Annotated in this window: 22 protein-coding genes; 6 read left to right on the top strand and 16 right to left on the bottom strand. The window is 71.3% G+C overall.

The features are described from left to right. Positions 1 to 201: 201 nt before the first annotated feature. The 5 genes from J7F03_RS22555 to J7F03_RS22575 all read left to right on the top strand — a co-directional run bounded on the left by J7F03_RS22555 (position 202) and on the right by J7F03_RS22575 (position 4,326). Complete coding sequence (locus J7F03_RS22555) at positions 202 to 1,110, top strand: aminoglycoside phosphotransferase family protein (protein ID WP_214952212.1); 909 nt, start codon at positions 202 to 204, stop codon at positions 1,108 to 1,110. 308 nt (positions 1,111 to 1,418) lie between these two features. After that, entirely contained in the window at positions 1,419 to 2,219 is an 801-nt protein-coding gene (locus tag J7F03_RS22560; protein ID WP_214952215.1) for a DUF6368 family protein, read from the top strand. A 106-nt stretch (positions 2,220 to 2,325) separates the two neighbouring features. Next, positions 2,326 to 3,123, top strand: a complete 798-nt coding sequence (locus J7F03_RS22565) for a hypothetical protein (RefSeq protein WP_214952216.1) — start codon at positions 2,326 to 2,328, stop codon at positions 3,121 to 3,123. Between the two features lie 64 nt (positions 3,124 to 3,187). Then, entirely contained in the window at positions 3,188 to 3,958 is a 771-nt protein-coding gene (locus tag J7F03_RS22570) for a hypothetical protein (RefSeq protein WP_214952218.1), read from the top strand. Further along, positions 3,955 to 4,326 (top strand): hypothetical protein, encoded by a 372-nt coding sequence (locus tag J7F03_RS22575; RefSeq protein ID WP_214952220.1) that lies wholly within the window; start codon positions 3,955 to 3,957, stop codon positions 4,324 to 4,326. Before J7F03_RS22570 ends, J7F03_RS22575 begins: the two co-directional genes overlap by 4 nt. A gap of 83 nt (positions 4,327 to 4,409) precedes the next feature. On the opposite strand, the gene J7F03_RS22580 is transcribed toward J7F03_RS22575, so the two are convergent. The 3 genes from J7F03_RS22580 to J7F03_RS22590 all read right to left on the bottom strand — a co-directional run bounded on the left by J7F03_RS22580 (position 4,410) and on the right by J7F03_RS22590 (position 7,259). Continuing rightward, entirely contained in the window at positions 4,410 to 5,171 is a 762-nt protein-coding gene (locus J7F03_RS22580; protein WP_374104382.1) for a putative protein N(5)-glutamine methyltransferase, read from the bottom strand. A 115-nt stretch (positions 5,172 to 5,286) separates the two neighbouring features. Beyond that, positions 5,287 to 6,531, bottom strand: a complete 1,245-nt coding sequence (locus tag J7F03_RS22585; protein ID WP_214952222.1) for a GNAT family N-acetyltransferase — start codon at positions 6,529 to 6,531, stop codon at positions 5,287 to 5,289. 110 nt (positions 6,532 to 6,641) lie between these two features. Next, a complete protein-coding gene (locus J7F03_RS22590) occupies positions 6,642 to 7,259 on the bottom strand; it encodes an AmfC protein (protein WP_374104383.1) in 618 nt (205 codons plus the stop codon). 132 nt (positions 7,260 to 7,391) lie between these two features. On the opposite strand from J7F03_RS22590, the gene dtd reads away from it, so the two are divergent. Further along, a complete protein-coding gene (dtd, locus tag J7F03_RS22595; RefSeq protein ID WP_136213713.1) occupies positions 7,392 to 7,817 on the top strand; it encodes a D-aminoacyl-tRNA deacylase in 426 nt (141 codons plus the stop codon). Between the two features lie 46 nt (positions 7,818 to 7,863). Here dtd and J7F03_RS22600 read toward each other — a convergent pair whose 3' ends face one another. The 13 genes from J7F03_RS22600 to J7F03_RS22655 form a co-directional block, all read right to left on the bottom strand. Further along, positions 7,864 to 8,832 carry a folate-binding protein YgfZ gene (locus J7F03_RS22600; protein WP_214952226.1) on the bottom strand — a complete coding sequence of 323 codons (969 nt, stop codon included), beginning with the start codon at positions 8,830 to 8,832 and terminating at the stop codon, positions 7,864 to 7,866. Between the two features lie 33 nt (positions 8,833 to 8,865). After that, positions 8,866 to 9,336: a Fur family transcriptional regulator gene (locus J7F03_RS22605; protein ID WP_308379918.1), complete on the bottom strand. Its 471-nt coding sequence runs from the start codon at positions 9,334 to 9,336 to the stop codon at positions 8,866 to 8,868. A 162-nt stretch (positions 9,337 to 9,498) separates the two neighbouring features. Next, positions 9,499 to 10,071: an FABP family protein gene (locus J7F03_RS22610; RefSeq protein WP_214952228.1), complete on the bottom strand. Its 573-nt coding sequence runs from the start codon at positions 10,069 to 10,071 to the stop codon at positions 9,499 to 9,501. A gap of 276 nt (positions 10,072 to 10,347) precedes the next feature. Beyond that, positions 10,348 to 11,436 carry a hypothetical protein gene (locus J7F03_RS22615; RefSeq protein WP_214952230.1) on the bottom strand — a complete coding sequence of 363 codons (1,089 nt, stop codon included), beginning with the start codon at positions 11,434 to 11,436 and terminating at the stop codon, positions 10,348 to 10,350. Then, on the bottom strand, positions 11,433 to 12,356 hold the full coding sequence (locus tag J7F03_RS22620) for a hypothetical protein (RefSeq protein WP_308379919.1): 924 nt from the start codon (positions 12,354 to 12,356) through the stop codon (positions 11,433 to 11,435). The genes J7F03_RS22615 and J7F03_RS22620 overlap by 4 nt, the downstream gene beginning before the upstream one ends. Continuing rightward, positions 12,353 to 13,159 carry a hypothetical protein gene (locus J7F03_RS22625; RefSeq protein WP_251072316.1) on the bottom strand — a complete coding sequence of 269 codons (807 nt, stop codon included), beginning with the start codon at positions 13,157 to 13,159 and terminating at the stop codon, positions 12,353 to 12,355. The genes J7F03_RS22620 and J7F03_RS22625 overlap by 4 nt, the downstream gene beginning before the upstream one ends. 114 nt (positions 13,160 to 13,273) lie before the next feature. Next, positions 13,274 to 13,537 (bottom strand): DUF3099 domain-containing protein, encoded by a 264-nt coding sequence (locus J7F03_RS22630; RefSeq protein ID WP_214952232.1) that lies wholly within the window; start codon positions 13,535 to 13,537, stop codon positions 13,274 to 13,276. 155 nt (positions 13,538 to 13,692) lie between these two features. Continuing rightward, entirely contained in the window at positions 13,693 to 13,983 is a 291-nt protein-coding gene (locus J7F03_RS22635) for a DUF1416 domain-containing protein (RefSeq protein WP_214952234.1), read from the bottom strand. A gap of 53 nt (positions 13,984 to 14,036) precedes the next feature. Then, positions 14,037 to 14,882, bottom strand: coding sequence for a sulfurtransferase (locus J7F03_RS22640; RefSeq protein WP_214952236.1), 846 nt, complete (start codon positions 14,880 to 14,882; stop codon positions 14,037 to 14,039). Positions 14,883 to 15,058: 176 nt separating this feature from the next. After that, on the bottom strand, positions 15,059 to 15,148 hold the full coding sequence (locus tag J7F03_RS42715; RefSeq protein WP_350875872.1) for an Ms5788A family Cys-rich leader peptide: 90 nt from the start codon (positions 15,146 to 15,148) through the stop codon (positions 15,059 to 15,061). 159 nt (positions 15,149 to 15,307) lie between these two features. After that, positions 15,308 to 16,024 (bottom strand): DUF2993 domain-containing protein, encoded by a 717-nt coding sequence (locus J7F03_RS22645; protein ID WP_214952238.1) that lies wholly within the window; start codon positions 16,022 to 16,024, stop codon positions 15,308 to 15,310. A 178-nt stretch (positions 16,025 to 16,202) separates the two neighbouring features. Continuing rightward, positions 16,203 to 17,714 carry a hypothetical protein gene (locus J7F03_RS22650; RefSeq protein ID WP_251072317.1) on the bottom strand — a complete coding sequence of 504 codons (1,512 nt, stop codon included), beginning with the start codon at positions 17,712 to 17,714 and terminating at the stop codon, positions 16,203 to 16,205. A 10-nt stretch (positions 17,715 to 17,724) separates the two neighbouring features. Next, the gene (locus J7F03_RS22655; protein WP_214952240.1) at positions 17,725 to 17,979 is read right to left on the bottom strand and encodes a MoaD/ThiS family protein; all 255 of its coding nucleotides are present in this window, start codon (positions 17,977 to 17,979) and stop codon (positions 17,725 to 17,727) included. Positions 17,980 to 18,220 lie beyond the last annotated feature (241 nt).

The raw sequence follows: 18,220 nt of genomic DNA on the forward strand, positions 1-18,220 counted from the left end.
TGACCCGGCTACCCGACCACACGGGGCTGTGACTCGCAGCGATAACTGTCACTTCGCAGGGGTTTCTGTCACCAGCCGTCCGTAGCCGTCGAGCGGTGAGCCGTGACGGGTGTCCTCACATGACATGGCGGATCGTGTTCTGAGCGGCGACCGACTTGAAAATCACTGGCGGCGGCGAGGCCCGGGCAGAAGGCTCTCAGCGTGACACTTCATGAGAACGAGATCCGTGTGGATGAGGCGGTCGTCCGGTCGCTGCTGCGGGAGCAGCAACCGGAGTGGTCCGCCCTTCCCATCTCACCGGCCGGCGAGGGCACCGACAACAGGATGTACCGGCTCGGCGACCAGCTACTCATGCGGTTGCCGCGTACCCCGGACAACGCGAAGGCCGTACGCAAAGAGCAGACGTGGCTGCCGCGGCTAGCGCCACACGTTCCCTGTCACATCCCGGAGCCAGTGCACGCCGGCACCCCGAGTTCCGCATTTCCGCTCGCCTGGTCGGTGTACCGCTGGATCGACGGCGATGAAGCCGGCCTGGGATCGGTCACCGATTGGCCCGCCTTCGGGGCCGACCTGGCGGCGATCGTGCAGAGCCTGCACTCCACCCCCCTCATGGGAGCCACTCGCCAGGGCGAGCTCAGCTGGTACCGCGGAGGTGGCCTGCAAGCTTGTGACCGGTGGATCAGCGAGTGCTTCGACAACTGCCGAATGATCGAGGGCCTCGACCTCGACATCGCGCACCTGCGAAACCTGTGGCAGGGTGCGCTCGCCTTGCCCGAGCCATCCGGCCACCAGGTGTGGCTTCACGGAGACCTCAAACCCAGCAACCTCCTGGTACAGCAGGGAAAGCTGCACGCGGTCATCGACTTCGGAGCCCTCTCAGTCGGCTTCCCCGACGCCGAGCACTCGCCTCTGTGGGACCTTCCACCCGGGGCCCGACAGGCGTACTGGGACGCCATAAGCCTCGACAACGAGACCTGGCTGCGTGCCCGGGCGTGGGCAATCGCCGTCGGAGTCAGCGGAGTGTCGTACTACTGGGCCACCTATCCCGCCTTCGTCAACGAATGCCTCTCGCGTCTCCGCGCGATCCTGGAGGATGCCGGCGACCGGTGAACCAGTCCCGGATAGGCCTCACCGCGAGCTCCGGTTCCGCAAAAAGCCAACTCGTTCGAGAATGACATCCGGCTCCGTTCCCAAACCACCTGGCAACCCCACGGGTTGGAGACCTGCCAGGTGCCAACTCGGAAGGGGCAGGACAACGGGCTGGCTGGAACCTGGTCACGCTTGTTGGAACCGGAGTGCTCCAGCACTGGAATCGATCTTGAGCTTGGGCTGTGGCCCAGAATGATCAGACGTCTGCCGCCGCGACCTGGTAGAACCGGGTCCCGGTGGCACTTGGGCCACGAGGCTCTGGGGGCGATATGTCGGGACCGGCAATTGGACTGTGGCTCTTCGAACCACGCGGTTTCGCGGACATCCTGTCCGATGTGGTCCCGTGGTTGGAGACCTTCTGCGATCCGGTGGAGGTCAAGGCCAGCAACGACGTGGATTTCTGGGTGCGAGACGGTTCGGCCCTGGGCCTGCGGGCCTTCGACCCCGCCGACGTCGGCGTGTTCTTCCTGTCGGAGGACGAGGAGATCCCTGCCGAGGACGAGGACTACTCGGCTTTCTCGCAGCCACCAGTGCAGGGGCTGATAGTCGGCGCTGGCTGCTCGGGGTCGGTGAACCACGTGCTGCTCGGCCACCTGACGCTCGCTCTCGCCCGCCGTCTCGATGCGCTGGTCGATTTCGACGGCCTCTTGAGTGGTCCCCCCACCGCGGGAGACAACACGAGCAACGAGGCAGTCCTGGCCCGGGCGAGAGCACTGGCGTCAGCCCTCCCGGGAAGGCTCGCTGAGGTCTCATATGACCCCGGAGGTGGGGGCCGTTGGATTCGGCATGTCGGAGACGTGGAGTTTCTGGAAGCCTGGCTGCAACATCCCGACAGCGTCCCGGCCTCGCGATGTGTAGGCAGTCCCGGACTTCTGCGGGCATGCGGGGTGTCGTCCCGGTCGTTCTGTAGGCAAATCCAGCGGTGTTCCTGTCCGCACCTCCCCGAGGCTCCCCGCGCACAGGACACCACCTTCATCTGCGGCACCGCCGAGTTCCGGCGAAGGTCCGCCCCGCACCCTGGCGGACGAAAACGCATGGTTATCGGATCTCGGTTCGGCCAGGGTTCATAGGTGAGGCGACGGCCGAGCTCTGCGATGCGGGCTGAGCTTCGGACGCCGGTGAAGACAGGCCGCGCGGGAGCGAGTTGTGTCAGAGCCGGGTGCCAGACTGCCGCCCATGTCTGTTGCCGAACTCAGTCTCGAACAATGGCGGTCCCTCGGGCTGCCCGCCGCGCGGCGTATCGCCCAGGACACGGCGCGGCTCGTGGGAGGGCGGGTGTCCGTCGTGGACACCGTCGAGCATCTCGGTGGGCCGCTGCACCGGGTGCGCATCGAGCGGAACGGGCAGGAGTTCGCCCTGATACCCGGCGGCGCGGTGACACTCGGGTTCGATCTCGATGCCTGGCGGCCCACGCCCGAGCAGGCCGCCGACTACGCGCAGACCCTGGAGCGGGGCTTCGGCTGCGCCGCCGACCTGCGGGCCCACCTCGCGGAGGTGCTCAGCCCGCGGCGGAGCGTCGTCCTGGCCACCGTGCTCATGGCCGTGGAGGACGAGGCCCTGACCGAGTCGCCCGCCGACATGCCGGCCGTACTCGCCGCGCGCGGCCTGCGGATGCCGAGCTCCGACGAGTGGGAGCACGCCTGCGGTGCCGGCGCGGGCACGCTGTTCCGGTGGGGCGACGACTGCCCCCTCGACCGCATCCCCTACGGGGACCCCACCGGCCCGCACCAGCAGCCGAGCGGCTTCGGCCTGCGCATCGCCTACGACACCTACAGCGTGGAGCTGACGAGCGACGCCGATGCCGTCCACGGCGGTGACGGCGGCGAATCGGTGTGCGGCGGCTACGGCCACATGCTGGCGTGGCTGCCCCTGGCCACCGCCTGCCGCAACCCCTCCATGGCCGAGTTCGTGTACGGCCCGGACGGCGAGGACCAGTGCGAGGACTTCTCCACCCGGCCCGTGCTCACGCTCTGAGCCCCGCCCCGAGTCGCCCGCAACGCGGTTGCGGTGAGGGGGCGTCAGCCGGGAGGATCGGTGGGTGTTCGAGCTGCTGCCGGGGATCGGGGTGCTCCTGCCGGGGGGCGCGGGAGTGCTGCGCTTCGGCATGGGCGGCGACGCCGTGCGCGAGGTCTTGGGCGGGCTCGGGGAGGTCTGGGGGGACCGGGGCGTGGACGGGCCGGCCGATGCGGATGTGGTCGCGGATGTGCTCTCGGATGTGCTCTCGGATGTGGCGTGGGTCTACGCCGCCCGGTGGAGCGATGCCGAGGTGGCCGCCCACGCGTGCGCCCCGGACCGGCCGGTGGAACCAGGCGGCGGGCCGACCCTGGCGGGTGTGGTGCTGAAACGGTTCACCGGGCAGCCGGGCCGACCGGGGATGCCCGGCCGGGCCCGCTGGCACGGGCCGGCGGCGGTGCCCGTCGTACTCGGCGACATCGACCTGTTCGGGTACCCAGCGGACGAGGTGGCACAGGCCCTGGAGGGTCTGGAAGGTCTGGAGGCCCTGGAGGCGCCGGGGCGGGAGCCCCGGCGCGGGTTCCGCAGCGTCCCGCCGGGCGGCTATCCGCCCTCGGTCTGCTTGTGGGACGCGCCGCCCCCGAAGGACGGCGGCGCCGGCGGGCCCGACCTCGCCTCGTACGCGGACATGTGGACCACCGGCCGGGACGACTGGCAGCTCGAGGACACGGGCAGCGGCTATCTGATCACCACGAAAGGCGACCCACCCATGCACCTGCCCATATGCCACGACGAACTGGCCGAGCAGATCATCGCCAGGATGCTCGCGGCCGGCGTCGAGGTCGTCCCCGCATGACGGCCCCCTCCGCCCAGGCCCCCGCGCACAGCCGGTCCCTGCCCGTGGTGCTCTTCGTCCTGGCGGCCGTACTCCTGGTGCCCGCCGCGCTCTGGTGGTACATCAGCGCGCAGAGCGCGCTCCAGAACAAGAGCGGCACCGACTGGCAGGGCAACCACCGCACGAAGCAGGAGCTCCAGCGCACGGGCCTGCTGATCGGCGGCGTGCCCACCGCCGGGGCGCTGACCGGCTGGATGTGCGCGACGCTCTCGGGCCGCCGCACCGGACTCTGGGCGGCGACCGGCGCCCTGCTCGGGACCCTGGTCATGTGGGCCCTCGCCATCGTCGGCATCCTCGTCTCGCTGGGCAGCCTCACGTTCGTCTTCTGAGTCCTCCGATTCCTCTGCGTCCTCTGCGTGTTCTGCGTGTTCTGCGTGTTCTGAGGAACCCCGGGGCCGCAGCCGTACCCGGGCTACCCCGCCGTCGCGATGACCACCGTCGCGTAGTACTCCTCCGAGGTCAGCGCCCGCACCGAGAGGCCCGCCGCCGTCAGGGCCGACGCCGTGACCGGGGACTGGCGGGCGCTCGTCTCGATCAGGAGCCGGCCGCCGGGGGCCAGCCAGGGCCGGGCGCCCGCCGCCACCCGGCGGTGGATGTCCAGGCCGTCGGCGCCGCCGTCCAAGGAGACGGCCGGTTCGTGGTCGCGGGCCTCCGCCGGCAGCAGGCCGATCTCGGCGGTCGGGACGTACGGGGCGTTGACGACCAGGACGTCCACCCGCCCCCGCAGCGTGGCGGGGAGGGAGGCGTACAGGTCGCCCTCCCAGACCCGGCCCCCGTAAGGGGCCACGTTGCGGCGGGCGTACGCGAGCGCGACCGGGTCGATGTCCGCCGCGTGCAGTTCGGCGCCCGGCACCTGCGCGGCCACGGCCGCGCCCAGTGCGCCCACTCCGCAGCACATGTCCACGACCACCGCGCCGGGCCGGGCCAGCGCCACGGCCTCCTGCGCGAGGAACTCGCTGCGCCGGCGCGGTACGAAGGCCCCCTCGCCCACCTCCATGCGCAGACCGCAGAACTCCGCCCAGCCGACGACGTGTTCCAGTGGTTCGCCCGCCACCCGCCGGGCCACGAGAGCGGCCAGCTGACCCTCGTCCCCGGCAGCGGCGCTCAGCAGCTCCGCCTCCTCCTCCGCGAAGACGCAGCCGGCCGCGCGCAGGGTTTCCACCAGTGTTGCCAAGTACCTCAGTCCTCAGGAATTCACTTCGACATGACGGGTCATACGGCCGTATACGGACGGACGGACAGCAGACAGACCGGACCGGCAGTCCGGCAGTCCCGCCGGCCCGCCGGTCTCAGAAGATGTCCGGGCACCAGGGCCGGCGGGCCGTGCGGAACACAGCGTCCGCGAGCGCGAGCGCCCCGCCGCGCTCCTCGGTGATCTCGCCGAGCGCGCCCAGCCGCACCGCCGACTCGTCACCGAGGTACAGGGCCCCCAGTGTGGACACGTCGAGCCGCAGGTCGGCCGGCCCGTCCGTGCGTACGCAGTCCCCCGATCCCGCGTCCAGCCGATAGCGCCCGTCCGCCAGCCCCGCCTTGTCGGCGACCTCCAGGACGAGGACCCCGGGCACGGCGTACGTCCGCGCGCGCAGGGCCCGTACGACGTCCAGGAGCCGCACCCACAGCCAGTCCGCCGAGGTCACCAGCCGGGCGGCGCGCGCGTCGGGCAGCAGCCGGGCGACGAGGTCGTCGGGGGCGCGCAGGCCGGTGCGGACCTTCAGCACCCAGTCGACGGAGCACAGGAACCGCCACAGCTCGCGCTCCGCGTCCGGGGTGACGGCCAGGAGCTGTTTGACCCGCAGGGTGTTCAGCGGGACCTTCGCGTCGGTCCAGTGGTCGTCCGTGGTGTAGGAGACCAGGCCGGCCACCTCGCCGCCCTCCGTCCGGTACACGGCGTGGAACGCGGGCTTGTAGGGGCGGTGCGACATCTCCTGCACCCCCGTGACCAGCCGCCACCAGCGTGCCTCGCGGCCCACCGCGCCGGGCGTGGCCGCCCGCAGCCGCTCGTGCAGCGCCGGGCCCACCTCCCGCACCTCGGCCGCGTCCACGAGGTCGATCCGCCCGCCGCCCCCGGGCGCGGGCCGGCGGCCGTCCAGCCCGGTGCGCGGTACGTCGATCTCCCATTCCGAGGCCGAGGTCGCGGGCCCGTACCCGTACCGCCCGTAGATCGGGTACTCGGCGGCGATCAGCGTCGACAGCACGTCGCCGCGCGCCTTGGCGGCGGCCAGCTCGACGGCCATCATCCGGGTCAGCAGGCCCTGGCGGCGGTGCGTGGGCAGCACGGTCACGTTGCTGACGGCGCTCGACGGTACGAACGCCCCGCCGGGCACGGTCAGTTCCTGCGGGAAGGAGCGGAAGGTCGCCACGCACCGGCCGGTGTCGGTGTCGAACCCGCCCAGCGTCCGGGCCAGGTCGGTGTACTCGGCCAGCTGGGCGACATCCGCGGCGGTACCGGGCTCCGTGTTGAGGAAACCGGTGTTCTGGGCGCGCAGCCACGCGGGGAGGTCGGATTCGGCGATGGGCCGGACGTCAGCACTCATAACGGCCCACGCTAATCGGCCCGGTCTGCCCCGTCGCCCGAATTTCCCGTATGCGCGGTCGCCGGCTCAGGCCGGGCGGATCGCCGGCCCGGGCCCGGCAGGTCGCCGGCTCAGGCCAGCAGGTCGTCCACCTGCGCCTCGCCCTCGCGGTAGCGCCGGGTGATCTCCGCGCTGCAGTCGTCCGCCGTGCGCTGCAGCCGTGAGCGGCGCCGCGAGACCTGCTGCTCGTAGCGCACCAACCGGCCCATGCCCTCGTGCAGTTCCTCGTCCGTGCGCGCGCCCAGGTCCGACAGCTCCACGTCCGACAGCATCTCGGCCGCCAGCAGCCGGTACTCCTCGCCGTGCGGGGTGCCGAGCGTGACGTGCCGGGCGGAGGCGCTGCGGGAGGACGGGGCGTCCGCGAGGATCTCCGAGAGCCGGTCAACCACCCGCGCCTCGGGGTCCGTACGCCGGGCGAGCTCGGCGCGCAGGATGTCGATGCGGCCCTGGAGCAGCCGGCGCACGTAGCTCAGGTCGGCCTCGTCGCGCTGCGCGTCACGGCGCAGCGCGCGCAGCTCCGGCAGGCCGAGCGCGGCGGTCGCCACCGGCGGAGCGTCCGCGGCGCCGGTGCGCTGCGCGGGCGGGCGCGGCGCCGACAGCTCGGCGGACCCGGCGGATGGAGCAGCCACGGCGGACGCGGCGGATGCAGCGGGTACAGAAGCAGGTGCGGAGGTACCAGAGATGTTCATACGTTCGTGTCCGTCCCCTCGACCGGTGCTGGGGGCACCGCCTGCTTGCATCGTGCCACTCTCCGTGGTGTCGACGCAGTCCCACTCCACCCGATCGGCCCCGGACGGGTGCACGCCTGGTACACAGGTGGTATGCGAGCAGTGGTGCAGAGGGTGGACGGCGCGAGCGTCGTGGTGGCCGGCGAGACCGTCGGGGAGATCGTCGGCGAGGGACTGTGCGTCCTGGTGGGGGTGACCCACGACGACACCCCGGAGAAGGCGGCGCTGCTGGCGCGCAAACTGTGGTCGGTGCGGATCCTGGAGGCCGAGAAGTCCTGCAGCGACGTGAACGCGCCGCTGCTGGTGATCTCCCAGTTCACCCTCTACGGAGACGCCCGCAAGGGCCGCCGCCCCACGTGGAACGCGGCCGCGCCCGGACCGGTCGCCGAACCGCTCGTGGACGAGGTCGTCGCACAACTGCGGGCCCTGGGCGCGACGGTGGAGACGGGCCGGTTCGGTGCGGACATGCGCGTCTCGCTGACCAACCACGGCCCGTTCACCATCGTCATCGACATCTAGGCCCGCCGGCGGGCCTACGGCGCTATGGCGCTACGGAGCTACGGAGCTACGGAGCTACGACGACCTCCTGCGCGGCGGCCGTCTTCCCCACCAGCAGCGGCGCGTCCACCGGAACGTTCCGCTTGACCAGCGCGAGCGCGATCGGCCCGAGCTCGTGGTGGCGGACCGAGGTGGTCACGAAGCCCAGCTGGCGGCCCTCCTCCCCGTCCGCGGCCAGTCGTACGGGCGTGCCGTGGGCCGGGAGCAGCACCTCGGAGCCGTCCAGGTGCAGGAAGACCAGCCGGCGCGGCGGCTTCCCCAGGTTGTGGACGCGCGCCACCGTCTCCTGGCCGCGGTAGCAGCCCTTCTGCAGGTGCACGGCGGTGCCGATCCAGCCCAGCTCGTGCGGGATGGTGCGGTGGTCGGTCTCCAGGCCGAGCCGCGGCCGGTGCGCCTCGACGCGCAGGGCCTCGTACGCGAGCAGGCCTGCGGCGGGGCCGTGCGAGGCGGCGAAGGCCTCCAGCTCGGCGCGGGGCAGGAAGACGTCGCGGCCGTGCGCGGTCTCCCGTACGGCGTGCTCCTTGGCGACCTCGGCGATGGATCCGGCCGGCAGGTGCACGATGGCGAAGTCCGCGGTGGCGTCGGCGACTTCGACGCGGTAGAAGAACTTCATCGACTCCAGATAGGCGATCAGCGCCTCCTGGGTGCCGGGCTCGACGTGCATCCACGTCGTCTCGCCGTCGTCGACGATGTAGAGCGCGTGCTCGATGTGCCCGTTCGCGGAAAGGATCAGCGCCTCGGTGGCCTGTCCGGCCGGCAGCGCGGTGACGTGCTGAGTGATCAGCAGGTGCAGCCAGCTCAGCCGGTCCGGGCCGGTGACGGTGACGACCCCGCGGTGGGACAGGTCGACGAAGCCGCGGCCGTCGGCGAGGGTGCGCTGTTCCCCGTACAGCTCGCCGTAGTGGGCGGCGACGCCCTCGTCGCGGCCTTCGGCCTGGACGGCGCCGGGGAGATGGAGCAAAGGGCTGCTGGTCATGCCACCCAGCCTACGACCCTGCTCGGGGCAGACCTAGGCCCGGCCGTCCTGGTGCTTGGCGGCGCACTTCCCGCAGAGTCCGAAGATCGCGAAGTGCTTCATGTCGGTCTCGAAGCCGAAGGTGGCGCGGAGCTTGGCCGTGAACTCGGCGGCGATGTCCACGTCCGCCTCGATGACCTCGGTGCACTCCCGGCAGACCAGGTGGATGTGGTGGTGCCGGTCGGCGAGGTGGTAGGTGGGGGCCCCGTGCCCGAGGTGGGCGTGCGAGACGAGCTTCAGCTCCTCAAGGAGCTCCAGCGTCCGGTAGACCGTGGAGATGTTGACGCCGGAGGCCGTCTTGCGCACCTCGACGAGGATCTCGTCCGGGGTCGCGTGCTCCAGGGCGTCGACGGCTTCCAGCACGAGCTGACGCTGCGGGGTCAGGCGGTATCCGCGCTGGCGCAGGTCGCTCTTCCAGTCGCCGGTGTCGCTCTCGGCGCTGTCCGTGCTGTCGGTGGTCACCACCCGGCCAGTGTAGGCCTCGGCCGGGACCGCCCCAACTGTCCGTGCGCCCGTGAGACGGGAGGGAGCCCCCGGCGGCAGCGCCGGCCGGGGGCTCGTCCACGTTCTCGCGCGAGTCAGCAGGTCAGCTCATCGGCTGATCGGCCAGGTCGGCAGGTCGACAGGTCAGCGGAAGAAGGCGATGCCGTCGTCCGGCATGTCCGGGAGGTTGCGCGCCATCTCGGCGACCTCCTCGGGCGTGACGACCTTCTTGAGCTGGGCCGACATGTACGGGCGCAGCTCGACGTCGGGGGTGGTCTTCTCGCCGACCCACATCAGGTCGCCCTTGACGTAGCCGTAGAGCCGCTTCCCGCCGCTGTGCGGGCGGGAGGTGGCGGTACGGGCCACCGCGTCGGTGACCAGGTCGATCTGCGGCTTCTGGGCGGCGAGGTCGCCGTACCAGATCTCCACGACGCCGTGGTCGCGGACCATGACCATCTCGACCCGGCGGTCGCTGTCGATGCGCCAGTAGCCGGACTCGGACTCCAGCGGCCCCACCTTGTTGCCCTCGGCGTCGAGGACCCAGGAGTGCGAGTGGTACTCCAGGAAGTCCCGGCCGTCGTGGCTGAAGACGACTTCCTGGCCGAAGTTGCACTTCTCCTCACCGGGGAAGTCGAAGACGCCTGCGCCTTCCCAATTGCCCAGGAGGAAGGCGAGGGGGACGAGGCTCGGGTTCAGGTCGGACGGGATCTGGATCATGAATGGCTGCTCAGGCGATCTGTGGGAGGGGGTTCCGGTATCCGGGAGGGGCGGCGGCCGATCAGGAGATCAGCGCTGGCCCTGGTACAGCTTCTTCACGGCCAGTCCGGTGAAGGCCATAACACCGACGAAGATCAGGACCAGCAGGGAAGTGAAGACTGCCTCAAGCACGGGGTGCTCCTCGGAGTGTGGGTGGCGTTACGGGGCCGGTCCCCAAGCCTACTGGCCTGGGGACCGGCGCACTCTGTGAGGTAGCCCGTACGACGGGCTCCCCTGCTAGCCGAGCAGCTGGTGCTGGAGGATCACCGTCTGGTGGAAGGGCACGGTGGCCACCTCGCCCTTGCGGGTCTGGAGGACGACGGCCACGACGTCACCGGAGCGGATGCAGCCGATCTTGGCCTGCTCGTCGCCGACCGGATCCGTCTCCTTGTAGAGCGAGACGCCGGAGAGGACCGGCGCGGACTGGCCGGACTTGGCCTTGCTCCAGGACAGGTCCGCGCCGGTGTTGGCGGCGCCCTTCAGGTGCATGTTCACGTTGCAGCCCTTGAAGGTGTCCGCGAAATCGGAACCGTGGAAGCGCAGCAGGTAGACACGGGTGCGGGTGCCGTCCGGGGTGGTCCAGCCGCGGCCGACGATCTGACGCAGTCCGTCGTTGGCGAACTGGTCCTTCATCGCCCCGTGCTCGGAGTCCTCGTACTCGGTCAGGAAGCTGTCCGTGGTCACCACCTCGTCCTTCTCCAGCTTCATCGTGGAGTCGGGGGTGGAGCCGGCGGGCGGCGGCAGGAGCAGCTGGATGAGGCCGGCGTAGTGGATGCCGTCCTCGTTGTCCTTGGCGAACGGCACGGCGGCGCCCGCCGGCAGCGTCGGCTTGACCAGCGCCGGGTAGGCCCAGCGGCCGTCGGCCTTGGTGGACAAGCCCGGGATGTCGGTGCGCTCGGGCTGGGCGACCTCGTACGCGACACCCGTGCCGACGGCCGCGAAGACCAGTACGGCGGCGGTCCAGCGCAGGGCGGCGAACAGCTTGCGGCGGTCCTTGGGCGCGGCCGGAACCTCCGGGGCGGCGAAGGGGTTGGCCGCGAGCGGGTCGGCCGCGAACAGGTCGGCCCGGGCCGCCTCGCCCGCGGGAGCGCCGGAGACCGGGGCGGCCGGGGCCGAGCCCTGGCCGGGTACGGCGTCCTGGCCGGGCACGGCGTCCTGGCCGGGCACGGCGTCCTGGAACTCGGCCGCGGGAGCCGTCGCCCGGGCGGGCACGGTGGGCTCGGGAACGGGGGCGGCGTCGGGGACGGTGGCCGTGGCCACGGCGGGCTGGGCCGCCGCGTCCTCGGGGGGCGCCGCCTCGGCACCGGTGGTGTTCTGCTCGGTCACACGGACTCCCCGGGGGACTTCAGGTGGCTCATCTGGTTCTTGAAGAACGCGACGGCGTCGGAGGTGGAGAAGGGCTTGGGCCCGTAGGCGCGGAAGGTGACGGCCACATCGCCCTCGACGGCGGCGCAGTCGATCGAGTCGATCTTTTCCTTGCCCTCCGCGCCGATCGCCATCAGCGAGCACTTGGCATCCGGGAACCCGTCCACCTTCGGCGCTTCGCGCTTGTCGCCGGTGAGTTCGAGGAGCTTCTTGGTGACCTCGGACAGGTTGCCCACGGCCTTCGGGTCGGCCTGCATGATGCGGACCTCGGCGATCCAGCCGCCCTGGTACTTGGTGTAGCTGCGTCCGGCCAGGCCCTTCAGCTTCAGCTCGGCCAGCATCTCGTCACGCTTCTTGCGGTCCGAGCTGGACAGGCCGTTGCGGGACTCCTTGAAGCCCTCGATCGCCTGGTCACCGGAGACGAAGAAGTTGTTGCCGTCCGACCCGAGGTCCGGGCCGAGTGTGAAGCCGGACGGGACAGGCAGCAGCTTGCCGGAGAGGGCGTTCGACGGGACGGAGTCGGGCTCCGAGGTCCCGTCCAGCCGCTCGCCGAAGGGGACCCAGTAGGCGGTGGGCGCGTCCCGGTCGGCGTCCGCGATCGCGGAGGACGCCCAGACGCCGCCGCCCAGGAGGGCCGCGACGGCCACACCGCCGGCGATCAGGGCGACCGCCTTGCGGTTGACCTTGCGTGCGGGCTTCGCCGGCGCAGCGGGGTAGAGGTCCGCCCCGGGGGCCGCCTCAAAGGCGGCGGGGGCCGGTTCAGGGGTCGCCTCGGGCGCCGGAGCGGCCGCCGGCGCCTCGGCCGGGACCGGGGCTTCGGCCGGGACCTGAGCCTCGGCCGGGACCGGGACCGGGGTCACGTCGTTCTGCGGCTCGGTCACAGTCGCTCCAGCTGTCGCTTGGCCAGGTCCACGACATCGCTCTCGGCGATCTTGCCCCGGTTGTTCATGTAATGGATGTCCAGCACGAGGTCACCGCGGCGGGCGATGGCCCGGGCGGTGCGCATCGGGAGGTAGCCCGGCTTCTCGTAGGCCTCCGAGTACACCCAGACGTGCCCGAGGTCCGCGGCGAGGCCGGGAATGGCCACGCCGTCGTTGCCCGCGAACTTCTTGTCGTCCATGTAGCCGGACTGCTCGGTCTGGTAGTCGTCCGCCCCCTTGCGGTCGGAGAACTGCAGCACGCTCACCTCGACGAAGGTGGTGTCGTCCTCCGACCAGCTCACCGAGGCGATCCGGCGGGTCTTGTCCTGGGCGAAGCCCTTCAGGGCGCGGTCCGGGTGCTCGAAGCCCAGCGCGAGGAAATCGAGGGTGCCGTAGCCCGAACCCTCCTTCTTCGCGCCGCCCGGTGCCTCGATCAGCAGCTTGGTGAGGTCGTCGTCCGTCTTGTGCCAGCGGTTGGCGTTGATCGTCTTGTTCGTGGTGGCGTCATCGGGCGCGAGCGCCTTCGGGGACACCAGGTCCTGCTGCGCCAGCGGGACCAGTGGCGTCGGTTCGCGGTCGTACTGGACCGCGTAGCCGGCGACCGTGCCCGCCAGGACTCCGAGGACGGCCGCGCCCGCGATCAGGAGGACCGTGCGGCCCGCGCGACGGCGGCGGGGGCCGGTCGCGGCGGCGTCGGGAGTGCCCTGTTCCGGGGTGTTCTCCTCCTCTTTCCGCTGCTCGGGAAGAGTCTGTTCGTGTTCCAAAAGAAGTCCCCCCACAGGACTGGTGTCGCGGGTCGATTGACCGCGTACAGAGATGACACCTTGCTGCGGGGGGATGTTGTACGCACCCTTATTACGTTTTTATATCGACTGGTTTCAATCCTCAGGACGCCGCTTTCCGTCCAGTTCGTCCCACCACTCGTCGGACTTCGCGTCGCCCGAGGGGTCGTCCCACCAGCGGTCGTCCGGTCCGCGCCGGTTCGCGACGATCGCGGCGACCGGCGGGATGACCATGGCGACCACGCACAGCGCGACCGCGGCCTCGACGGACAACAGGCGCACGAAGGACCAGGCGGAGACGAAGAGGAACAGGCATCCGCCCATGAGCAGGAAGTAGGCGCGGCGCCGCCGGGCGTACATGTCTTCAGGGTAGAGCCGCTTCCCGCTCCCGCGAAGGGCCCGTGCCGTTCCCTGACGGGTCCGGGAACGGCACGAAGGGCCGCACCCCGATCCAGTGGCGTCCAACCCCCGGGGATGCGGCCCTTCGGCCGGTCATACGGTCACGAGTGCGGTACTCAGACCGCGATCGCCACGTCCGTCACGCCGCCGGTCTCGACGACGACCACGGCGCGGTCGGCCTGGGCGCCGGGCACGAGCGCCCGCAGCGTCCAGGAGCCCTCGGCCGCGTAGAAGCGGAACTGGCCGGTCGCCGAGGTCGGGACCTCCGCGGTGAACTCACCGGTCGAGTCCAGCAGGCGGACGTAACCGCTGATGGGCTCGCCGTCCTTGGTGACCTGGCCCTGGATGGCGGTCTCGCCGGGCTTCAGCGTCGAGAGGTCGGGCCCGCCGATCTGTGCTCCACACATGTTCTCTGTCCTGTCCTAGAGAGGGATGACTACGGGGCGTCGCGTGCCCGGAATTACTTGTTGGCGCCGAGCTCGATCGGCACGCCGACCAGCGAGCCGTACTCGGTCCACGAGCCGTCGTAGTTCTTGACGTTCTCCTGGCCCAGGAGCTCGTGCAGCACGAACCACGTGAGCGCGGAGCGCTCACCGATGCGGCAGTAGGCGATGGTGTCCTTCGCCAGGTCGACCTGCTCGGCCGCGTAGAGGGCGGTGAGCTCCTCGTCGGACTTGAACGTGCCGTCGTCGTTGGCGTTCTTCGACCACGGGATGTTGCGGGCGCTCGGGATGTGGCCCGGACGCTGCGACTGCTCCTGCGGGAGGTGCGCCGGCGCGAGCAGCTTGCCGGAGAACTCGTCGGGCGAGCGGACGTCGACCAGGTTCTTCGTACCGATCGCGGCGACCGCGTCGTCACGGTAGGCGCGGATCGAGGTGTCCTGGGCCTTGGCCTTGTACTGGGTGGCCGGGCGGCCGGGGACCTCGGTGCCGTCGACCAGGTCGCGGGAGTCGAGCTCCCACTTCTTGCGGCCGCCGTCGAGCAGGCGGACGTCCTGGTGGCCGTAGAGCTTGAAGTACCAGTAGGCGTAGGACGCGAACCAGTTGTTGTTGCCGCCGTAGAGGACGACGGTGTCGTCGTTGGAGATGCCCTTGGCGGAGAGGAGCTTCTCGAAGCCCTCCTGGTCCACGAAGTCGCGGCGGACCGGGTCCTGGAGGTCGCTCTTCCAGTCGATCCGCACGGCGTTGGTGATGTGGTTCTTGTCGTAGGCGGACGTGTCCTCGTCCACCTCGACGATGACGACGTTCGCGTCGTTCAGGTGGGCCTCGACCCAGTCGGCGTCTACGAGGACGTCGCTGCGGCTCATGATGTTCTCCTCCGGGGCAGTGTGCGGCGGGGTGGTGCTGGTCGTGCTGGGTGCGTGCGTCCGGGTGCGCTCGCGGATCCTGTTGCGGGGAGGCTTCAGGAGGGCGGGAGGCAGAGGTGGTCACACGGGAAAGCGGAAGGCCGTCGTCCGGCTATGGAGCGGGATGCGCTCACACGTCACATGGATCGACAGAGCATGGCGGCGACGCGACACAGGTCTACTGCCCGTCGCTTCGTGAGGTCCGCCTGCTGATGCTTCATAGCCATGGATCGTAGGGACGAATCGGCCGCCCTGTCACCGCCGTGTCATATTCCGAGACAGGATCGTCCGAATACTGGGATCAGAACCTCGCCGACGGCTCCGTCCCGGCCTCGGGGGCCCCTCTTACGACCCCTCCCATCTGCGGGTCGGACCGACCCGTCTCACTATCCGGCCAAAGCCAGATTCGTACCGCCCAGCGTCAGGTGCACACCCGCCTCGTCGGAGGTCAGCGCGGTCAGCTGGACCCCGGACGGCAGACCGCCGTCGAGCCGCCGGTCGAAGTCGGTCTTCTTGCGGATCACGCCCTCGATCCCGGGGAGCCCCTCACCCGGAACCTCGTCGGCGCGCACCCTGACGATCTTGGAACCCTTCGCGTCCTTGGCCTCGACGAGGGAGATCGTCGACACCACGCTGCGGCTGATCGTCTTGCCGAGGAACTCCACGCTCGCGCTGACCTTCACCTTGCCCGGCGCCCCGCCGTAGGCGACCGTCACCCCGGGCTGCGCCGCCGCGCTCAGGTCGGCGTACGTGATGAGAGCCGAGCCCTCGGCACGCGCGGCCGTGCCGCCGCTGTAGTCGCCGTTCAGCTCCACGCCGTGGAACGTGACGGCGAGTCGGGACAGGCGCGTCTTGCGGCCGTCCGTGGTGGCCACGTCGAGGTCGGCCACCTTCAGGTCGACCTCGTCCAGGTCGTGGGAGAGCGCCTGGGTCAGGAAGGGGAATCCGTGGATGTCCACCTCCACGCCGCCCGCAAGGCCCTGGCGGGTCTGGATCCGGTCGGCCAGCCGGTTCTCGGCATAGCCGACCGCCCAGCGGTCCAGCCCGACGAACAGGCCACCGAGGACCACTCCGATGATCACAACGACACGCAGGACGCGCACGCGCCCACCCCCAGACGATCGGTACCAGCTGTCTAGTGGACCATGACCGGCTGTCAGGGCGCCGTGAGCATGCCGGCGGGGGGCGGGTGGGCGCGGGGCGCGCGGAGTGTGGGGCGCGGGGAGTGTGGGCGCGAGGCCTCAGCCCACCATCCGGGGCCTCAGCCCACCATCCGGGGCCTCAGCCGACCACCCGGCCGATCAGGTAGACCGCCGGAGCCGCCGCGGCCAGCGGCAGCGCGACACCAGCCGTCATGTGGACGAACTTGGACGGGTAGTCGTACGCCGCCACGCGCAGCCCGATCAGCGCGCACACCCCGGCCGCCAGGCCGATCAGCGCACCGCCCGCCCCGACGGACGTCAGCCCGCCGACCGCGATGCCCGCGCCGGCCGCGGCGGCCAGCGAGACGCCGACCGAGGGCACGGTGGGCAGCGGCAGCGCCCGGGCGAAGGCGGCCACCGCCACGGCGGCCGCGCCCACGGTGGCGGCGGCGGAGTCGGCCGCCAGGTAGCCGGCGCAGACGATGGCGAGCGCGGCCGAGGCCACCGAGGCCATCAGCCCGTACATCCGCTCGTCCGGATCGGCCTGGCTGCGCAGCTGGAGCACCAGCGTGAGCGGCACCCAGGCGCCGAGCGTGCCGATGATCGCACCGGGCCCGTACGCGTCGTCGACCGCGAGCACGGCCACGTCGGCGACGACGGCTCCGGCGAAGGCCAGCGCGATGCCCTGCCGGGCCGGCCACATGCCGTTCAGCCGGAACCAGCCGGCCGCGGTGAGGCCCTGGAGGGCGATCAGGGGTGCGAGCAGCGCGAGCTTCCCGAGGGCCGCGGCCGCCGCGATGACCAGCCCGAGGGCGGCGGTCAGTATGGCCGCCTGCGGGCCGGGGTCGATGATCGGCGAACGGCCTTCGGCGCGGGCCTGGGCCGGGTCGACGGCGCGCAGGGTGTTGCCCGCGAGGGTGGGCGGGGAGTACGCGGGCTCCTCCCCGGGCGGCCCCGGCTCCGGGGCGGGTGCCTGAGCCGGTGCCGGCACCGCTGCCTGCGCCGGGTCCGCCGCCGACTGCGGCGGGAGGTAGGCGGTCGAGTCCGCCCACTCCTGGGGCTGCGGCTGGGAAGCATGCGGCGGGGCGGCCGCGGGCTCCTCACGGAACCAGTGGTCCGGCGCGGCCGTCTGCCGCACCTGCCCCGGCGGATCCGTCGGGCCGGGGTAGGAGGGCGCGTACGCACCCTCGCCCCACTCTTGCCCGGCGGCCGGGGCCTGCGGCTGGGCGGTGTACTGCTGGGCGGCCGGGGGCTCCTCGCGGAACCAGTGGTCCGGCGCGGCCGTCTGCGGGTAGGCGGGCGCGGCGCCGTGGTCGGGAGCGCCGCCCCCGAAGCCCTCGGCCCCGAAGCCCTCGGCCCCGTAGCCCTCGGCCCCGTACCCCTCGGCCCTGTATCCCTCGGCCCCGGCACCCTCCGGCCACACCGCCGCCGGGCCCGCGTACGGGTCCGGATACTGCGCCGGGACGCCGTCGAGCGGGCTCTGGACCGGCTGGTAGGAGGTGTCCCACGTCGAAGCCTGCCAGGTCTGGGTCCCGTACGGGTCCGGCTGCTCCTGGGGCTGCTGGGGCTGCTGGTCCTGATACTGCGCTTGCTGCTGCAGGTACAGCTCCTGCTCCTGCTGCTGCCGCTGCTGTTCTTCGGGCGTGCTCATCGGACTCCGCTCACCCGCCCGCGAACGGCGGGAGCACCTCGACGGTGCCCCCCTCGGTCAGCTCGACGCGATCGTGCGGGCGCTTGCCCACCGGCTCTTCGTTCACGAGGAAGGAGCAGCGCAGCAGGACCCGGGTCAGCTCCCCGGGGTGGCGCTCCCGCACGGCGTCGAGCGCCTCGGCCAGTGTCCGCGCCGAGTACGGCTCCTCCGCCGTCTTGGCCGCGGCCTTCGCCGCCGCCCAGTAGCGGATGGTTCCGGTTGCCACTGCACGCTCCTCTCGTCGGCGCTCTGCCGTCGGCCTCCATCATGAACCCTCGAGCCCCCGATCCCGGCGTGGCTTCGCGCGCCCCGCGTGCGCCCGGGCGGCCCGCGATCAGTCCGCCGATCCGGTGAAACCGGCGCATAAGCAGATCACGGGGTGGTGCGAACCACAGAAGAGCCACCTTCGAAGCCTCGGCCCGGCCAGGGCGGGTGAGCTATTCTGCTGGCGAGAGGATCCGGGCAAC

Origin of the sequence: Streptomyces sp. ISL-43 (genome assembly GCF_018614195.1) — a bacterium.
Classification (GTDB): Bacteria; Actinomycetota; Actinomycetes; order Streptomycetales; family Streptomycetaceae; genus Streptomyces.